The sequence below is a fragment of the Rhodococcus sp. NPDC056516 genome (assembly GCF_042794655.1).
Lineage (GTDB): Bacteria > Actinomycetota > Actinomycetes > Mycobacteriales > Mycobacteriaceae > Rhodococcus_F.
This window is the reverse complement of sequence record NZ_JBHTTG010000003.1, coordinates 487,929-503,696: the sequence shown is the minus strand read 5'-3', so window position 1 is coordinate 503,696 and position 15,768 is coordinate 487,929. Positions and strand designations below refer to the sequence as shown.

At 63.5% G+C, this 15,768-nt stretch carries 15 protein-coding genes; 6 read left to right on the top strand and 9 right to left on the bottom strand.

Translation table 11 applies throughout. From position 1 onward, the window contains the following. Positions 1-17: 17 nt before the first annotated feature. The gene (locus tag ACFQ6Y_RS11690; RefSeq protein WP_378632267.1) at positions 18-1,478 is read left to right on the top strand and encodes an FAD-dependent oxidoreductase; all 1,461 of its coding nucleotides are present in this window, start codon (positions 18-20) and stop codon (positions 1,476-1,478) included. Here ACFQ6Y_RS11690 and ACFQ6Y_RS11685 read toward each other — a convergent pair. Next, complete coding sequence (locus ACFQ6Y_RS11685) at positions 1,475-2,680, bottom strand: GAF domain-containing protein (RefSeq protein WP_378632264.1); 1,206 nt, start codon at positions 2,678-2,680, stop codon at positions 1,475-1,477. The genes ACFQ6Y_RS11690 and ACFQ6Y_RS11685 overlap by 4 nt on opposite strands. A 290-nt stretch (positions 2,681-2,970) precedes the next feature. Between ACFQ6Y_RS11685 and ACFQ6Y_RS11680 the strand changes: the two genes are divergently transcribed. Together ACFQ6Y_RS11680 and pth are read left to right on the top strand one after the other, a co-directional pair. Further along, a complete protein-coding gene (locus ACFQ6Y_RS11680) occupies positions 2,971-3,579 on the top strand; it encodes a 50S ribosomal protein L25/general stress protein Ctc (RefSeq protein WP_230814263.1) in 609 nt (202 codons plus the stop codon). A 108-nt stretch (positions 3,580-3,687) separates the two neighbouring features. Next, complete coding sequence (gene pth / locus ACFQ6Y_RS11675; protein ID WP_317554351.1) at positions 3,688-4,260, top strand: aminoacyl-tRNA hydrolase; 573 nt, start codon at positions 3,688-3,690, stop codon at positions 4,258-4,260. 3 nt (positions 4,261-4,263) lie between these two features. Here pth and ACFQ6Y_RS11670 read toward each other — a convergent pair whose 3' ends face one another. Next, entirely contained in the window at positions 4,264-5,898 is a 1,635-nt protein-coding gene (locus ACFQ6Y_RS11670) for a fatty acyl-AMP ligase (protein ID WP_378543676.1), read from the bottom strand. A gap of 352 nt (positions 5,899-6,250) precedes the next feature. Between ACFQ6Y_RS11670 and ACFQ6Y_RS11665 the strand changes: the two genes are divergently transcribed. Beyond that, positions 6,251-7,855, top strand: coding sequence for a peptide chain release factor 3 (locus ACFQ6Y_RS11665; protein WP_378632864.1), 1,605 nt, complete (start codon positions 6,251-6,253; stop codon positions 7,853-7,855). Continuing rightward, positions 7,855-8,511 carry a nicotinamide riboside transporter PnuC gene (gene pnuC, locus ACFQ6Y_RS11660; RefSeq protein ID WP_378446474.1) on the top strand — a complete coding sequence of 219 codons (657 nt, stop codon included), beginning with the start codon at positions 7,855-7,857 and terminating at the stop codon, positions 8,509-8,511. Before ACFQ6Y_RS11665 ends, pnuC begins: the two co-directional genes overlap by 1 nt. 87 nt (positions 8,512-8,598) lie before the next feature. On the opposite strand, the gene ACFQ6Y_RS11655 is transcribed toward pnuC, so the two are convergent. Further along, positions 8,599-8,775: a hypothetical protein gene (locus ACFQ6Y_RS11655; protein ID WP_378543673.1), complete on the bottom strand. Its 177-nt coding sequence runs from the start codon at positions 8,773-8,775 to the stop codon at positions 8,599-8,601. A gap of 55 nt (positions 8,776-8,830) precedes the next feature. Between ACFQ6Y_RS11655 and ACFQ6Y_RS11650 the strand changes: the two genes are divergently transcribed. After that, positions 8,831-9,139, top strand: a complete 309-nt coding sequence (locus ACFQ6Y_RS11650) for a hypothetical protein (protein WP_283301934.1) — start codon at positions 8,831-8,833, stop codon at positions 9,137-9,139. Positions 9,140-9,169: 30 nt separating this feature from the next. Here ACFQ6Y_RS11650 and ACFQ6Y_RS11645 read toward each other — a convergent pair whose 3' ends face one another. The 6 genes from ACFQ6Y_RS11645 to ACFQ6Y_RS11620 all read right to left on the bottom strand — a co-directional run bounded on the left by ACFQ6Y_RS11645 (position 9,170) and on the right by ACFQ6Y_RS11620 (position 15,721). After that, positions 9,170-9,844: a pyridoxal 5'-phosphate synthase gene (locus ACFQ6Y_RS11645; protein WP_378543670.1), complete on the bottom strand. Its 675-nt coding sequence runs from the start codon at positions 9,842-9,844 to the stop codon at positions 9,170-9,172. Positions 9,845-9,869: 25 nt separating this feature from the next. Continuing rightward, complete coding sequence (locus ACFQ6Y_RS11640; protein ID WP_283301938.1) at positions 9,870-10,370, bottom strand: nuclear transport factor 2 family protein; 501 nt, start codon at positions 10,368-10,370, stop codon at positions 9,870-9,872. Between the two features lie 97 nt (positions 10,371-10,467). Next, positions 10,468-11,109, bottom strand: coding sequence for a TetR/AcrR family transcriptional regulator (locus ACFQ6Y_RS11635; RefSeq protein ID WP_378446472.1), 642 nt, complete (start codon positions 11,107-11,109; stop codon positions 10,468-10,470). A 21-nt stretch (positions 11,110-11,130) separates the two neighbouring features. After that, positions 11,131-12,867, bottom strand: a complete 1,737-nt coding sequence (locus tag ACFQ6Y_RS11630; RefSeq protein ID WP_378632252.1) for an ABC transporter ATP-binding protein — start codon at positions 12,865-12,867, stop codon at positions 11,131-11,133. Beyond that, on the bottom strand, positions 12,864-14,729 hold the full coding sequence (locus ACFQ6Y_RS11625; protein WP_378632247.1) for an ABC transporter ATP-binding protein: 1,866 nt from the start codon (positions 14,727-14,729) through the stop codon (positions 12,864-12,866). Before ACFQ6Y_RS11625 ends, ACFQ6Y_RS11630 begins: the two co-directional genes overlap by 4 nt. Next, on the bottom strand, positions 14,726-15,721 hold the full coding sequence (locus tag ACFQ6Y_RS11620; protein WP_378632242.1) for an ABC transporter substrate-binding protein: 996 nt from the start codon (positions 15,719-15,721) through the stop codon (positions 14,726-14,728). Before ACFQ6Y_RS11620 ends, ACFQ6Y_RS11625 begins: the two co-directional genes overlap by 4 nt. Positions 15,722-15,768: the final 47 nt, after the last annotated feature.

The following is a 15,768-nucleotide window of genomic DNA, read 5'->3' as shown; positions in this document are numbered from 1 at the left end:
CCGAGAGGACGCTTCGCATGGCCGACCCCACCGTCAAACCGATCTCCGCTGCCGACATCACCACCTGGGACTACGAGGCCGACGTCGTCGTCGCGGGATACGGCATCGCCGGCGTCACCGCTGCGATCGAAGCGGCGCGGTCCGGCGCCGAGGTTCTCGTCCTGGAGCGAACGGGCGGCTGGGGTGGAGCAGCTTCGCTGGCGGGTGGATTCATCTATCTGGGCGGTGGAACGCCACTGCAGAAGGCGTGTGGGTTCGAGGATTCGGTCGAGAACATGAAGACGTTCATGAAGGCAGCGCTCGGCCCCGGAACCGACGACGCAAAGATCGACGCGTATTGCGAGGGCAGTGTCGATCACTACAACTGGCTCGTCGATGCCGGCGTTCCGTTCAAGGAGTCCTTCTGGGGCCAGCCCGGCTGGGAACCGCCGTACGACGACGGCCTGATGTACTCGGGAGGCGAGAACGCCGCGCCGTTCAACACCCTCGTCGATCCCGCGCCCCGCGGACACGTTCCGCAGATGTCCGAGAAGAACACCGGCGAGAAGGGCGGTGGCTACATGCTGATGAAGCCACTCGTCGAGACGGCCGAAAAGCTCGGTGTCCGAGCAGAATACGATCTGCGCGTCCAAACTCTGGTGGTAGACGGCGATCGGGTTGTCGGCGTCGTCGCCAAGCGTTACGGCAAAGACGTCGCGATTCGCGCACGCAAGGGCGTCGTGCTGGCGATGGGCAGCTTCGCGTACAACAACGAGATGGTGCGCTCGAATGCACCGCGTATCTTCGGCCACCCGGCGGCCTCCATCGAGGCGCACGACGGCCGCGCAATCCAGATCGGTCAGGCACTCGGCGCCGACACCGCGCACATGGACGCCACCGAGGTCGCGTTCTTCTGCGACCCGCAGTTGATGGTGCGCGGCATTCTTGTCAACGGCCGCGGTCAGCGATACATCCCCGAGGACACCTACCCCGGCCGCATCGGCCAGGCAACGCTGTTCCAGCAGGACAACCAGGCATTCCTCGTCATCGACGAAGCTGCATACGAGGAAGGCATGAATGCCGAGTCGTCCAGTGCGCAGTTGCGGGCGCAGCCGAGCTGGGTGGCGGAAACCGTCGAGGAACTCGAAGCCGAGATGGGGTTGCCCGCCGGATCGTTGCAATCGACCGTCGACCTCTACAACCGGCACGCGGCTGAAGGGTCGGACCCGGTGCTGGAGAAGAAGGGCGAGTGGGTGAAGCCGATTGTCGGCCCGTTCGCGGCAATCGATCTGCGCGGACGCACCGGCGGATTCACGCTCGGCGGGTTGAAGACCACCGTCGACTCCGAGGTCCTGCACGTCTCCGGTGTGCCGATTCCAGGATTGTTCGCGGCGGGCCGGTGCACTTCCGGTGTGTGCGCCGGCGGTTACGCCAGCGGAACCAGCCTCGGCGACGGCAGCTTCTTCGGACGGCGCGCCGGAATCACCGCGGCGCGCTAGATCACTACGACCCGCACGCCGTCGGCAAAGCGGTACGGCTGAGTCTGCAGGACCGCGCCGAGGTGTTTCCGCAGTCTGGACACCTCGGCGCGCACTGCCACCACATGCTCGCGATCACCGAAGAGCACTTCGCTCAGGCCTGCGGCATCCACGCCCGCTGAACCGACCGCTGCCAGGGCCCTCAAGATCTGGGCGTGCCGCGGGGAGAGCGCTCGCGTCCAGTTGGCGTCACCACGCACCGTCACCTGCGGCGATACGCCGAGGGACAGCTCCAGCTCGATCACCGGCCCGCCGACGCCGGTGCGCAACAGCCAGCCGTCCCCGAGGGGCTCGGGTAGACACATCCCCAGCCCTGGCACGATGACGGGCTTTCCCGCGCTCGGCGCCGCAACTCGGTCGGGCGCGGCTATCCCGCTGGCGCCGGCCACCCAACCGAACTCGTCGACCACCAATGCCGGACCGGTCCCGGCCGCGAACAACGGTGCTGCCCGCGAACGAAGGCGCTCGAGCTGAGCTGCGTGCTCGCGCCACAGCGTCGCCTCCGCGAGGCGAACCTCGGTGCGGACCAGCGCGACGGTCGTGGGATGCACCGAGGCTGCAGACCCACTGATATCCACCACTCCCAGGATCTCGCCCGTCCGCGGATCGTGCACAGGTGAACCGGTACACGACCAATTGTGGTGAGTCGGCGCATAGTGCTCGGCCGAGAAGAGTTGCACCGCAGAATCTTCGATCAGCGCGGTACCTATCGCATTGGTACCCACCGACTGCTCCGACCATCGCGCACCTTCGGCGAATCCGAGTGTGTCGGCCGCCCGCTTGACCGCCTTCGACCCCTCGCGCCAGAGCAGGACACCGTCGGCGTCGGCAACGACCACGATGAAGCCCGCGTCCTCGGCCACCTCGGTCAGAGTGGTTCGCAACTCGGGCAGAACCGAGCGCAGTGCGGTACGCGAACGCCTCGACTCCAACTCGGAGAAATCAGCGACAGCAGACGCGCCGCAGTGATCCGGCGTGAGCCCGCCCGCAGCCACTCTCGACCACGACCGTGCCACGACGGTCCGCGGCTGCGCCGGTGGTTCCTGCCCGGAGAGAACTGCGTCGTGCACCCGACTGAGTAGGCGAGCATGCTGCGACAGATCGGTACCCGGCACGACGGCACCGAGCCGACTGCCTTCGGGAGCGTTCCCCAGGGTGGTCACTCCGTCAGGCTACCGCTTCCGATGTGACGCGAACCACGTCCACACGGCCAGGTCGCCGCCACCTGCGATTAGCGGCGAGGAGCAAACTCCGGTAACGTATCCAAAGTTGTCTCGGCGAGGGTGAATCGCAGCAGTTCCACACGTTGCAGGTTTACCGTGATCGACGCGGCTACGGCTCAGCTCGAGCGTTTCGCTCCTGGCCGTGTGCGCGCCTGTCCCCCTTTTCGCAGGCAAAACCACACGTCAGTAAACCGAGCACGAACCCCGTGAGTTGTAGGAGCCGTTTCATCATGTCTGAAGAAAACAACCTCGTCGCCGTCGTCCGCACCGAATTCGGCAAGGGCGCAGCTCGCCGCGCGCGTCGCGACGGCCAGGTCCCCACGGTTCTGTACGGCCACGGCGAAGATCCCCGCCACCTCAACGTGCCGGCTCGCGACTTCGCTCGCATCCTCCGCGCGCAGGGCACCAACGCCATCCTCACCCTCGACATCGAGGGCACGGAGCAGGTTGCACTGACCAAGTCGGTCGTCGTGCACCCCATCCGCAGCTACATCGAGCACGCTGACCTCCTCGTCATCAAGAAGGGCGAGAAGGTCACCATCGACGTTCACGTCGTAGTCGTCGGTGACGCTGCTGCAGGCACCATGGTCGCGCAGGATGCATCCACCATCTCCATCGAGGCAGACGCCCTCCACATCCCCGAGCAGATCGAGGTTTCGGTCGAGGGCCTCGAAATCGGCACCCAGATCCTCGCAAGCCAGCTCGAACTGCCCACCGGCTCCGTCCTGCAGGCTGACGCTGACACCCTGATCGTCAACGTCGTTGCTGCACCGACCGAGGCTGACCTCGAAGAGGGCGCAGAAGCTCCCGCCGCCGACGAGGCTGCAGAAGAGGCCTGATCCTCTCGGTTCCTACAGAACTCACTGCGCGCGGCGCGTCATTCCGATTCGGAGTGACGCGCCGTTCGCGCGTAGCAGGAAAAAGAACAAGCCAGAAAGTAGCGTCCGTTGAGCACAGATACCGCCCTCGTCATCGGCCTGGGTAACCCCGGCCCGCAGTACGAGAAGACCCGGCACAACGTCGGTTTCATGGTCGCGGGCACCCTTGCCGGACGCATGGGCGGAAAGTTCAACGTACACAAGAAGAGTGGCGCCGAGATCGTCGAAGGTCGCCTCGCCGGCCGACGCGTGATCCTCGGAAAGCCGCGCTCGTACATGAATCTCTCGGGCGGCGCGGTCGCCGGTCTCGCACGATTCTTCTCGGTCGATGCCGCGAACATCATCGTCGTTCACGACGAACTGGATCTCGATTTCGGGACCGTCAGGCTCAAACTCGGTGGTGGCGAAGGCGGCCACAACGGGCTGCGGTCCATTTCGAGTTCGTTGACCACCAAGGACTACCTGCGCACGCGCGTCGGGATCGGTCGCCCGCCGGGCCGCATGGACCCGGCGGACTACGTTCTCAAGCCGTTCTCGTCCACGGAGCGAAAAGAACTCGATCTCGTGTGCGAAGAAGCTGCGGATGCAGTGGAGCTACTGCTCGAACTCGGGCTCGAGGCAGCCCAGAACCGTCTGCACTGACAATCAGTTACCCAGCAGGGCAGCTGAATTGGCGCGGCGAAGCTTTCCCGACGACGTCTTCGGGATACTGCCGGGACCAAGGACCGCAACGGCACGAGGGCGCACGCCGACGTCGGCGACCACGGCGTGGACCACTTCGCGCTCGATGCGCTTGACCTCTTCCGGATCCTCGAAAGCGTTGGTCTCGACCGCGACGGCAAAGCTCTCACGCTTCTGGCCGGCATCCAGGCGAATGGCGACTGCATTTCCCGGGCGCACACCCGCAACGCTTCCGGCCGCCCGCTCGATGTCGGTCGGATACACGTTCCGGCCGCCCATGATGATGACGTCCTTGACTCGCCCGCACACCACAACCAGGCCTTCTTCGGTGAAATAACCGACGTCACCGGTGTCGAGCCAACCGTCGGCGTCCTGGGCCGGCTTGTGTCCGTCGACTGTGACATATCCGGGGGTGACTGCCTTGCCGCGAACCTCGATGATTCCGACGCCTCGGGCCGGGAGCACCTGGCCGTCACGGTCGACGATGCGTCCCTCGAGGTCAGGCACCATCTTTCCGAGCGTCGCAAGGGCGCGCGCATTGGGACGATTAGACGGCACCGCGCGAGACATCGACTCGAGGAAATCGGGATCGACGTAGTCGAGAACCTGGCCCTGATCGGGATCCGGAATCGACACCGCCAGGGTGGTTTCCGCCATTCCGTACACGGGAGCCAGCGCAGTCGGGTTCAAACCGAATCGCGCGCCGGCCTCGGCGAGGGCATCCATCGTGTCGGGATCCACCGGCTCGGCACCGTTCCACATGTACCGGACGCTGGACAGGTCGACCGCCCCGTCCTCTGCCTGTGCGAGTCGACGCGCCAAGAGGGAGTATGCGAAGTTCGGTGCGGCCGTGACAGTTCCGCCGTATTTGCCCATCAGTTCCGCCCACAGCACCGGGGTGCGGAGGAAATCCATCGGCGTGATGCTGATGACCTCGGCGCCCACCTGCATCGGAACCGTCAAGAACCCGACCATGCCCATGTCGTGGAACAGCGGAAGCCAGCTCACCATCACGTCGTCTTCGATGGAGAACTTGATGCGGTTGATCATCGCGTAGGCATTTGTGTAGAAGTTCTCGTGCGTGATCTGCACGGCCTTGGGTGAACCGGTGGAACCGGACGTCAACTGCTGGAGTGCGATATCCGATTCGACCGTCTCCACGGGATCGATCGACGTTCCGCCACGAAGCTCGTCCACCGTCACGACGGTGATGCCGCGCTCTTCGAGGAGCGGCTTGGCCGCATCGAAGGGCGCGCCCAGAATCACGGCTTTTGCCGAGATCATGTCGATCACCGTCTCGGTGTCCTGAGCCCAGACACCCAGATCCGTTCGGGGGGTCGGCTGATGCAGCATCGTCACCGACGCACCGCGCATCCACGTCGCCTGGCAGGCAGGCGCGATGTCGACGGGCTGTCCAGCAAGAATGCCGATCGCAACGCCACGGTCGATACCGACCTCGGCCAGGCCGCCGGCCATGCGCCGCGCCTCCTGGTGGATGTCGCCCCAGGTCTGACGGAAAGCGTTGTCCGGCTCTCCCGTCACCAGGCCGCGGTCGGTGACTGCGGCGGTCGCATACATCTCTTCGGTGAACTTGCTCAACGCAACTCCTCGGTCAGTGTCACTCTTCGATCAGTGCAACTCTTCGCAGGACACAAATGGCTGTGTGTTCGAACACACACATACTTGGATAATCAGCGATCGTTCGCCGAGTGTTACGCCGCAGTGGTTATTGCATCGTGGTCTGCGAGTATCCTTTCTCTGTTGTGCTGCCGCACTCTCCACCTGTCCGCGCACCGGCACGTCGCCGGCACTGACGCCCACTTCGAGAGGTTCTTCGTTGACTACCCCGTCCGACTCGACCGTCCCTTCCGACTCGACTGTCCAGTCCGACACCGAAGGCCCCGATTCCACCGAGAGCGGGTCGGTTGCGGTCACGACGACCACCAAGGGTTTGTCAGCCGAGGCGGAGCGTCGCCGCACCTTCGCCGTCATCTCGCATCCCGACGCCGGAAAGTCGACGCTCACCGAAGCGCTGGCACTGCACGCGAAGAAGATCTCCGAGGCAGGAGCCGTCCACGGCAAGGCAGGCCGCAAGTCGACAGTCTCGGACTGGATGGAGATGGAGAAGGCCCGCGGCATCTCCGTCAGTTCCACCGCACTGCAGTTCAACTACCACTCGTCCGAGACGCCCGACGATCAGATCAACGTCATCAATCTCGTCGACACCCCCGGCCACTCCGACTTCTCCGAGGACACGTACCGCGTCCTGACTGCCGTCGACGCGGCCGTCATGCTCATCGACGCCGCCAAGGGCCTCGAACCGCAGACACTCAAGCTCTTCCAGGTGTGTCGTCACCGCGGCATCCCGGTTATCACGGTCATCAACAAGTGGGACCGTCCCGGCCAGACCCCGCTCGAATTGTTGGACGAGATCAGTGAGCGCATCGGCCTCACACCTACTCCCCTGTACTGGCCCGTCGGCATCGCCGGCGACTTCCGCGGACTGCTGCGACGCGGCGAAGACGGTGCGGCTCGCGAGTACGTCCGCTTCACCCGTACCGCCGGCGGCGCGAAGATCGCCCCCGAAGAGGTCATGGACGCCGACGCCGCACTCGCCAAGGAAGGCTCCGAGTGGGAGACCGCGGCCGAGGAGAGTGAACTGCTCTCCGCTACCGGCCAGGACCACGATCAGGAGATGTTCCTCGCCGGTCAGACGTCCCCGGTGATCTTCGCGTCCGCGATGCTCAACTTCGGCGTCCGCCAGATCCTCGACACCCTCGTCGAATTGGCGCCGCCGCCGCGAGGCCGCGAAGACGTCAGCGGCAAGCCGCGCGAGGTCACCGATCCGTTCAGTGCGGTCGTCTTCAAGGTGCAGGCCGGTATGGACACCGCGCACCGTGACCGTCTGGCATTCATGCGCATCGTCTCCGGCGTGTTCGAGCGCGGCATGGTCGTCACGCACGCACAAACCGGCAAGCCCTTCACGACCAAGTACGCGCAAACGGTGTTCGGCCGCGAACGTTCCACTGTCGAGTCCGCGTTCCCCGGCGACGTCGTCGGCCTCGTCAACGCCACCGCCCTCGCGCCCGGCCACACGCTGTACACCGAGAAGAAGGTGGAGTTCCCGCCGATTCCGTCGTTCGCGCCGGAACACTTCTCGATCCTGCGCGCCGAAAGCGCAGGCAAGTACAAGCAGTTCCGCCGCGCCGTCGACCAACTCGACTCCGAGGGCGTCGTCCAGATTCTTCGCAACGACATCCGCGGCGACGCCTCCCCCGTCATGGCGGCCGTCGGCCCGATGCAGTTCGAAGTTGTCGCGGCACGCATGAAGGCCGAGTTCAACGTCGAGGCCAAGATGGAACCCCTCGGCTATGCATTGGCCCGTCGTACCGACGCCGCGTCCGAGGCCGAGCTGAACCGTCAGCGCGGTGTGGAGGTCTTCACCCGATCCGACGGTGTTCTGCTCGCTCTTGTCAGCGACAAGTGGCGCCTGCAGTACATCCAGAAGGAACTTCCGGATCTGACGCTCGAACCCCTCGTCGCTGCTGCGGACTGATGAGCCTGATCGAGGCGCTGTTCGACGCCGAACTGCACATCGGCAGCGCCACGATTCTCTGGCGAGAGATCATCGGAAACGCGTTCGGAATAGGCTCCGCGATCGCCGGCGCACGACGCTCGGTATGGGCGTGGCCTGTCGGTATAGCCGGAAATGCCTTGTTGTTCACGGTGTTCATGGGCGCGCTTTTCCACACGCCGCAAGAGCTCAATCTCTACGGCCAAGCCGGCCGTCAGTTGTTGTTCATCACTGTCAGCGTCTACGGATGGACTCAGTGGCGACGTGGGGCACGCGACTCCGGTCGCGCAGTCCTGCCGCACTGGGCGACAACTCGCGAGCGCTTCGCCATGATCGCCGTCATGGCAAGCGGCACAATCGCTTTCGCCTGGATCTTCGACCTTCTCGGCTCGTACGGGGCGTGGGCGGAGGCCTGGATTTTCACCGGCTCCATCCTCGCGACGTACGGCATGGCACGCGGCTGGACCGAGTTCTGGCTCATCTGGATCGGCGTCGACGCCGTCGGTGTTCCCCTTCTTTTCCGGGCCGGGTACTACCCGTCGGCAATCCTCTATCTGGTCTACGCATTCTTCGTACTGTGGGGTTTCGCGATGTGGCTGCGCATTCAACGTCGAACTCCACAAGGGGTGCGACCGTAAACGAACTCCTGGTATGTTTGCGTCGATTAAGCAAACCAGCGGTCTGTTTACGGGCATCAGGAGCGAAACAATGGAAGACAAGAATTCTCACGGAATAACGGGTCCCAACGGTTCCGGAAACGGATCGAGAGCCAGTAGTTCCGCGAGTAATGGTTCCGCGGGTAATGGTTCTGCGAGCAGCGTTTCCACTGGCAACGGTTCCGGCAGCGCCACCGCCACAGCTGATTTTCTGTCGACCGCACCCAAGCAGTCGGATGCATTCACGTTTCCGCTCCCCTCCCGGACCACGGCCGCACACAGCAGCGGAGAGGACCTTTCAGTGCCAGCTTCAACACGTGAATCATCGAGGACGCTCGAAACTCGGAGTCGTACCGTCGTACGGCGCGACGCGATGGGCGTAGCCGCAGTTCGAGTGGCCGGGCGTCTCACCCACACCGAACTGATCGCGAATCAGGCCTCACCCTCGAGCACGCATTCCTCCGATCCCACGATGGATCTGGACGAGTTGCTCACGATGCTCGGCAGCTACCTGTTGTCCTCGGGGTTCGAACATCCCGAAATCCACGCCAAGCTCGGTGGACAGTCGATCGTCGTCAACCTCGTGTCGCCGGAAATCAGCGCCAGCTGAGCTCGACCCAGCTGTTCAGGGCCCCGCTATTCAGGGCCACAGCACTGCGCGTGTCCATGCTCGGTTCGAGCCACGCCGGTACAACCACCGCTGATGCCGACGCCCGGAGTCTGCCTGCCAGAACTCGACAGACTCCGGCTCGAGGCACCACGCACGCCAGTCCTTCGACACGAACCCTGGGTCGTCGCCGATTCTTGCTTCCGCAGCGGCCACCGACATGTCGTACGCGTCGAAGTCTTCGAGCACTTCACTCTGCTTACTTGCCGTCGCCACCGCTCTCGCCGTGACGGAGCGTTCGACGAAGTCTCGGCGCCGAAGTGCGTCGTCACCCTCGCGTACCAATCCGCGAATCCGGACCTGCTGGCCCGTCTCACGCCAGTAGAACGCCAACGATGCCCGCGGATTTTCTTTCAGCTCAACACCTTTCGGCGATGCAGCCGAACTGGAGAACCAGAACCCACGCTCAGTCACGTCCTTGAGGATGAGGAAGCGGGAATCGGGCATGCCGTCGCCGTCCACGGTCGAGAGCGCACACACGTGCGGCTCGACGACACCGAAGGCCACGGCCGCACGGAGCCAGTCGAGGAACAACTCTCCTGGGTTCTCCGGAAAACGTTCAGGCGCCGGCGGCGGAGTTCCGGTCAGTGCGGGAATACCGCGAATCCATGCCCGGACGTCCGGCAGCGAGAAATCTGCGTCAACCATGAGCCGACTCTAATCGCGGGCGGCTTCAGGAGACGTTGCGAACGATCGAGTCACCGAACGAGGGTTGCTGCAGCAGTGCCCACTTGTTGGACGTCAATCGAAAACTCGGCATGTCGGCGAGCGCCACCACCGATTCCCAGGTGCGCTCGTAGCTCGTGTGGGAGATTCGCCATTCACCGTCGCTGCAGCGGGTGTATCTGTCGTGATAGAAAGCCGATCCACGAAGCAGCATGCCGTCCTCGGGGATGACCACCGTGTCCGCAAGGCACCAGATCCCGGTTGCGGTGTCTCCGTCTACGTCGATCTCGGGTTGCCCACATTGATGTTCGGTGATGATGTGCGAGCCGAGAGTGTTCTCGAGGAAGGAGACGAACGAATCTCGGGAATCGAAACTGAGTTGCTCTCCGTAGATCGCGGTGGCGTCGACGGTCAGAGTGTCGGCGAATTCGACCCACGATTTGGTGTCCAAGGCGCGTGCGTATCGGTACTTGAGTCTTTGGATGAGAACAATCGCTTCGAGATCCATGATCCCCGCCTCCCGGTGCAGCAACCACCCGTCCTATGTGTGCACATTAGCCTGTATCACGCATAAACGGGCATTACTCTCAAAGCTAGTAGAAATGTCAGCCGATAACACGCTTTTCCAGGCCGTCGAGCATGATCGTGATCTTCTCGTCCAACCAACCGCGTCCGTGCCACGTCGATTCGTCGCCGATCCCCTCGATCAACGACTCCGACGCATTCCAACTCTCCTGATACGCCTGGCGTGCAGAACGCGAATCCGCAGAACTGACGGTCTTGTCCAGTGCCGCCATCATCGCGAACTGAGTCATCGTCACCTCGGAGATGAAGTCAACCGCCAGTACCGCGTCGTGTGGTGTGAAGCCTTGCGCAGTCAACGAACCGACCAGTTTCTCCACGATCTCGATTATCGCCGGCGGCGTGCCCGGAACAGCGAGACCGACCTGGGCGAGACCAGGGTAGCGCTCGAACGAGGACCACAGAACGTCGCAGAGGTCCTTCAGAAATTCACGCCACGGACGATCCGTGTCCGGCCACACAGTCTGACGCACAACGTGATCCGAGCAGGCCCGCAGCAGCGCTTCACGGTCGGCGAAGTAGCGATAAAGAGCAGAATGACTGACGCCCAGACGCTTTGCCACACTCGGCATGGTCAATTCACTCAGATCACCAGCCAGGGCGGCCTCGACGATGTCCACTCTCGACAACGTCGGCGGCCGCCCTGTCTTCTTTCCGGTCTGCATTCTGCTCAGCCTGCCACCTGCTCAGCCTGCTACCAACCGCCATCCCGACGCACGGTGGCGCTGATTCCAGAACGCGGCGTAGTTCCCACCGGCGGCAAGGAGAACTTCGTGAGTTCCCACTTCGACGATTGATCCGTCGTCACCGAGCACGATGATCTGGTCTGCGGCCACGACGGTCGACAGTTTGTGAGCGATCACGAGCAGTGTGCTTTCGCTGGCGAGTTCCTGCATCGCACGCTGAACGTGTGCCTCGTTCTCGGGATCGAGCGCGGCCGTCGCCTCGTCGAGCAGCACGATGGGTGCACGTTTGAGGAGTGCACGCGCAATGGAGACTCGCTGCCGCTCTCCACCGGACAGTGCCGTCCCGCCCTCACCGACGCGGGTGTCCCAACCCCGCGGAAGTCGCTCGACGATTTCCGCGACGCCGGCGATCCGAGCGACGTCGAAGACTTCCTCGTCCGTGGCTTCGGGGCGGCCGAGGCGGATGTTCGCGATCAACGTGTCGTCGAAGAGATACACGTCCTGGAAGACCAAGGACAACTGCGACATCAGATCGGCACTCGTGAGGTCACGCACGTCGACGCCGCCGACGCGCACTACCCCGGAGTCGACGTCGTAGAAGCGCGAGATCAGCCGGGTGACGGTGGTTTTGCCAGAACCCGACGGACCGACCAACGCCGTCAGCGACTTCCGCGGCACGTCGAAGGAGATGTTCCGCAGAACCCGCCCGCCGTCGGTGTAACCGAAGTCGACGGCGTCGAACTGCACTGCCGTCTCCCCCGTCGCCGTCCCGCTGGTTTCGGGTTCGACCAGTGGTTCCACTTCGAGGATCTCGGACATCCGACGGATTTCGTTGCGTGCCATTCTGATTGCGCCGCCGAACTCACCGATCTCACCCAGCGGTTGGATGAACCGTGCGGTGAGCCCCAGTAGCGCGATCAACGTGACCGGGTCGATGTCGCCGCCGAGCGCGAGGAACGCACCCAGGATGATCACTGCCGAGAACACGAACTGCAGGGCGATCCCGTTGACCACGGAACCGATCACCACGAACCACAGTTGTGAACGACCCGCGGTGTGCTGAGCTTCGATCGCGTCGTCGAGCGGTTCGTACACCCCGTGGGTGCGTCCGAAAGCACGCAGGACCGGTTGGCAACGCGCGTATTCGAGCACCCGATTGTTCGATTCGACCGCCGCGGCATGGGCCTGATCGTCGGCTTTGGCGGTCATCGCCGAGGCAAAGCGTGCTGCTGCGAACAGAATCGGAACGCCGACCACCAGGGCGAGCCCGAGCCGCCAGTCGAAGAACAGCATGCACACGACAATGGTTGCCGGGCTGGCGATTCCGGAGATGATCGGTGTCATCAAATGCGCGGCCGCCCCCATCACCGAAATGGTGCCCTTGCTGGCGACCTGCGATACCTGGCCGAGTCGGCCGGCACCGAACCAACCGAGCGGGAGCGTGACGAGGTGATCACCGAGGCGCAGATGCATCGTCCGCAGCAAGGTGAGCGCCGACTCGAATCCCTTGATGGCCTGCAGGTAATGCGCAATCGAACTGATCACCGCGCACACAGCCATGGCGGCGAGCCACCGAACGAAACTTCCCCAGTCCTGCTCGAACAGTGCCCGCACGGTAGGCACCAGCAATGCCACTGCCAAACCCTGCATCACGCCGTACAACACAGCCCACACCAGGAACTCTCGATAGCGTCCCTGATTCTGCGGGCCGAGGATCCGGAAGAGATCGCGAATCATGAGTTGGCCTTTCCTGCTGCGTCAGACGTACCTGCGATGCTGTCGGCTCGACTGTGGCTCGCCCACATCCGGGCATACGTCGAACCATTCGCCACCAGCTGATCGTGCGTGCCCTTCTCCACGATCCGCCCGGCGTCGAGGACCACGATCTGATCGGCACTCACGATCGAAGCCAACCGGTGCGCGATCACCAGCACGGTGCGCCCCACCGTCAAACGCGACAATGCTTCCTGGATATCGGCTTCGGACTCCGGGTCCGCAAACGCGGTCGCCTCGTCGAGCACGAGAACGGGAGTGTCCGCGAGAATCGCCCGCGCGATCGAGACTCGTTGCGCCTCACCGCCCGAGAACCTGGCGTCGACCCCGACCACAGAGTCGTACCCTCTCGGGAGGGCTTCGATTCGGGTGTCGATCTGCGCGGCTGCGGCAGCAGCCTGCACCTCGGCCTGCGACGCCTGAGGGCGGGCAAGCCGAATGTTGTCGAGAACAGTTGCTTCGACCAGCTGCACGTCCTGCAGAACGAATCCGACGTGGCGGTACAGCTCGTCGGTGGCGACGTCCCGGACGTCGACACCACCGATGGCCACGGATCCGGTACGCACGTCATGGAATCGGGGAACGAGCGTCGCCAGTGTCGACTTACCCGAACCTGAAGGTCCGACCAACGCCGTCACCGTGCCCTCCGGCAGCGTCAGATCGATGTCGGACAGAACGTCGGCCCCGTCGTCGTAGGCGAAAGAGACTCCGGAAAATCGAACTTCGTTCCCCGCGGGCTTTTTCGGATGATCGGTTTCCGGCAGTGCGTCGGTTGCGAACAGCGCGATCAGCCGTGCCGCAGCGGCGGCAGCCTCACGGCGGGCCTGCATGCCGAAACCGATGGTCGTCACCGATACCGGAATCACCATCGCTACCAGAGAACTGGTCAGGACGTCGATGGGTGACACCCACCCGGAGTGGACGAACCACGAGCCGAGACCAAGGTTCACCACCAGAACTACCGGCGCGCTCAAGGCAATCGAGGCCAGCGCCTCGGTCCGAAGCATCGGGCGAACCCAACCCTCGTACGAAACGGCAAAAGCCTTGGCGGCATCACGGTATCGAGAATGTGACTGCTTGTCCTGACCGAAAGTCTTGACCACTGCGATGCCGGTGACGAACTCGACGATCGTATTGCTGATGGCCGCGATGCCCTCATTCATCCGGCTCATCTTGACGGCCATGTCCTTGGTCATCGACGCATAGGCGATCATGTAGATCGGGAGCGTGGCAATCGCGACCAAACCCAGACGCCAGTCGATCGAAATCACGTAGCCGAGTCCGACGAGCGGCACCGCGATGGCTCCGGTGGTCTCGACGGCGCTGTGCGCAACCAGGTAGTGGAGATCGGAGATGTCGTTCTGCGCAGCTTTGCGCACGGTTCCGGACGAGTGGGAGGTGAACCAGCCCAGAGGAAGTCGACCGAGCGTCGCTGCGATTCGGCGTCGAAGCACAGCTTGGAGATTCACATCGGCGAAGTGCGTCACGATCAACGCGCCGCCACCGAAGAACGCACGCACACCCAGGCCGAAGACGACCACCCACACGATCGTCCAGACGCGAGACGAGTCGATGTCGCCGCCCACGATCAGCGTCTTGCCCAGTTCGGCGATGGCAACGTACGGGACGACGGCAGCAACCGCGGCAATCACCTGCATCACCATCGCGATGGTCGTCCGTGTCCGAACTGGCGCAAGGAGTTCGCGTAACGCGCTCTTGTGCGCCGCCGCTTCAGCCTTGGCCTGTGAGGCTTCGGCCGCAGATCCATGCGGCGCGTTTGCCTCCTCGGGTGGAACGTCTGCTGACTTTTCCTGTGTTGTCGTCATTTCGAGAACGCCTTCCATCGGGTGACTGCGTCGGCGTCGGATGCGATACGGCCCTGGAGTTCCGCGCCGGTGAGAGTGCGATCGGCAAGTGCCTCGAGATCTTCGAGGATCCAGTAGACCGCGAAGGGATAACTGCCGAACCAGAGTTCACCGCTCACGTCCGCGGTGCGTCCGGCCTGCACGGCGGCAACCTCGTTGAACAGCGGATTTGCGTGAACAAGGGCGCCGTCGTAGATGTTTCCCGACGTCACGATCATCGCGTCCGCTGCGTGTTGCCCGACCGCCTCGCTCGAAACGGAGGACGTGGCAACCCCCGTGTTGGGGCCGACCTTCGCTTCGAGTTCGGCTTGGGGGCGCCCGAACCCTGCTTCTCCGATGATCGAGGACATCGGCGACTGTGGGATGACGGTGTAGATGCCGCCCGAATATCCGACCAACACGGACAAGGTTTGTGGCTGCTCCTCGACCCTTCCGGACACCTCTGCGAATTTCTCCTCGAGCCTCGAGACGATCTGCCGAGCTTCGGACTCCCGGCCCAGTGCAATGGCAGCAGTATCGAGAACCTCGCGCCACGGCGCCGCATAGGCGAGCACCGTCGTCGGCGCAATCTCATTGGCCTGCGCGGTGATCGAGGTCAACGAGCCGACGTCACTGAGAAGGATCCTGTCCGGATCGACGGCCGCGATCTGTTCCACGTCGGGTGACTGGAAGAACGTCGGTTTGTCGATGACCTCGATACCCTCGCTCTGCAAGATCTCCTTCGCCGCCTGTGATTGCAGGGTGGCGAAGACCGTATCGGGCTTGACCCCGAGCGTGAGCGCGTTGAGTGCTGCAAATTCGTCCAGTGCGAGCAATTTCTGTGGTGCAGGCACGGCCGACGACCCGCCTACTTCCGATGCATCCGCGTCATCGCTGCCCGACGAGCAACCGACAAGGGTCGTTGCCGTCGCTGCGAGTGCCACTGCTCGTAGGCCCCACTGCTGCCGCATCATCTCTCCCCGCTTTAGTTACATGCTGTCTCGATTAGGGGAGCCTACAA

Bases quoted from the DNA above. Each gene is read 5' to 3' on its own strand.
- ACFQ6Y_RS11690 (WP_378632267.1), top strand. From the start codon at position 18: ATGGCCGACCCCACCGTCAAACCGATCTCCGCTGCCGACATCACCACC.
- ACFQ6Y_RS11680 (WP_230814263.1), top strand. From the start codon at position 2,971: ATGTCTGAAGAAAACAACCTCGTCGCCGTCGTCCGCACCGAATTCGGC.
- pnuC (WP_378446474.1), top strand. From the start codon at position 7,855: ATGAGCCTGATCGAGGCGCTGTTCGACGCCGAACTGCACATCGGCAGC.
- ACFQ6Y_RS11645 (WP_378543670.1), bottom strand. From the start codon at position 9,844: ATGGTTGACGCAGATTTCTCGCTGCCGGACGTCCGGGCATGGATTCGC.
- ACFQ6Y_RS11640 (WP_283301938.1), bottom strand. From the start codon at position 10,370: ATGGATCTCGAAGCGATTGTTCTCATCCAAAGACTCAAGTACCGATAC.
- ACFQ6Y_RS11635 (WP_378446472.1), bottom strand. From the start codon at position 11,109: ATGCAGACCGGAAAGAAGACAGGGCGGCCGCCGACGTTGTCGAGAGTG.
- ACFQ6Y_RS11630 (WP_378632252.1), bottom strand. From the start codon at position 12,867: ATGATTCGCGATCTCTTCCGGATCCTCGGCCCGCAGAATCAGGGACGC.
- ACFQ6Y_RS11625 (WP_378632247.1), bottom strand. From the start codon at position 14,729: ATGACGACAACACAGGAAAAGTCAGCAGACGTTCCACCCGAGGAGGCA.
- ACFQ6Y_RS11620 (WP_378632242.1), bottom strand. From the start codon at position 15,721: ATGATGCGGCAGCAGTGGGGCCTACGAGCAGTGGCACTCGCAGCGACG.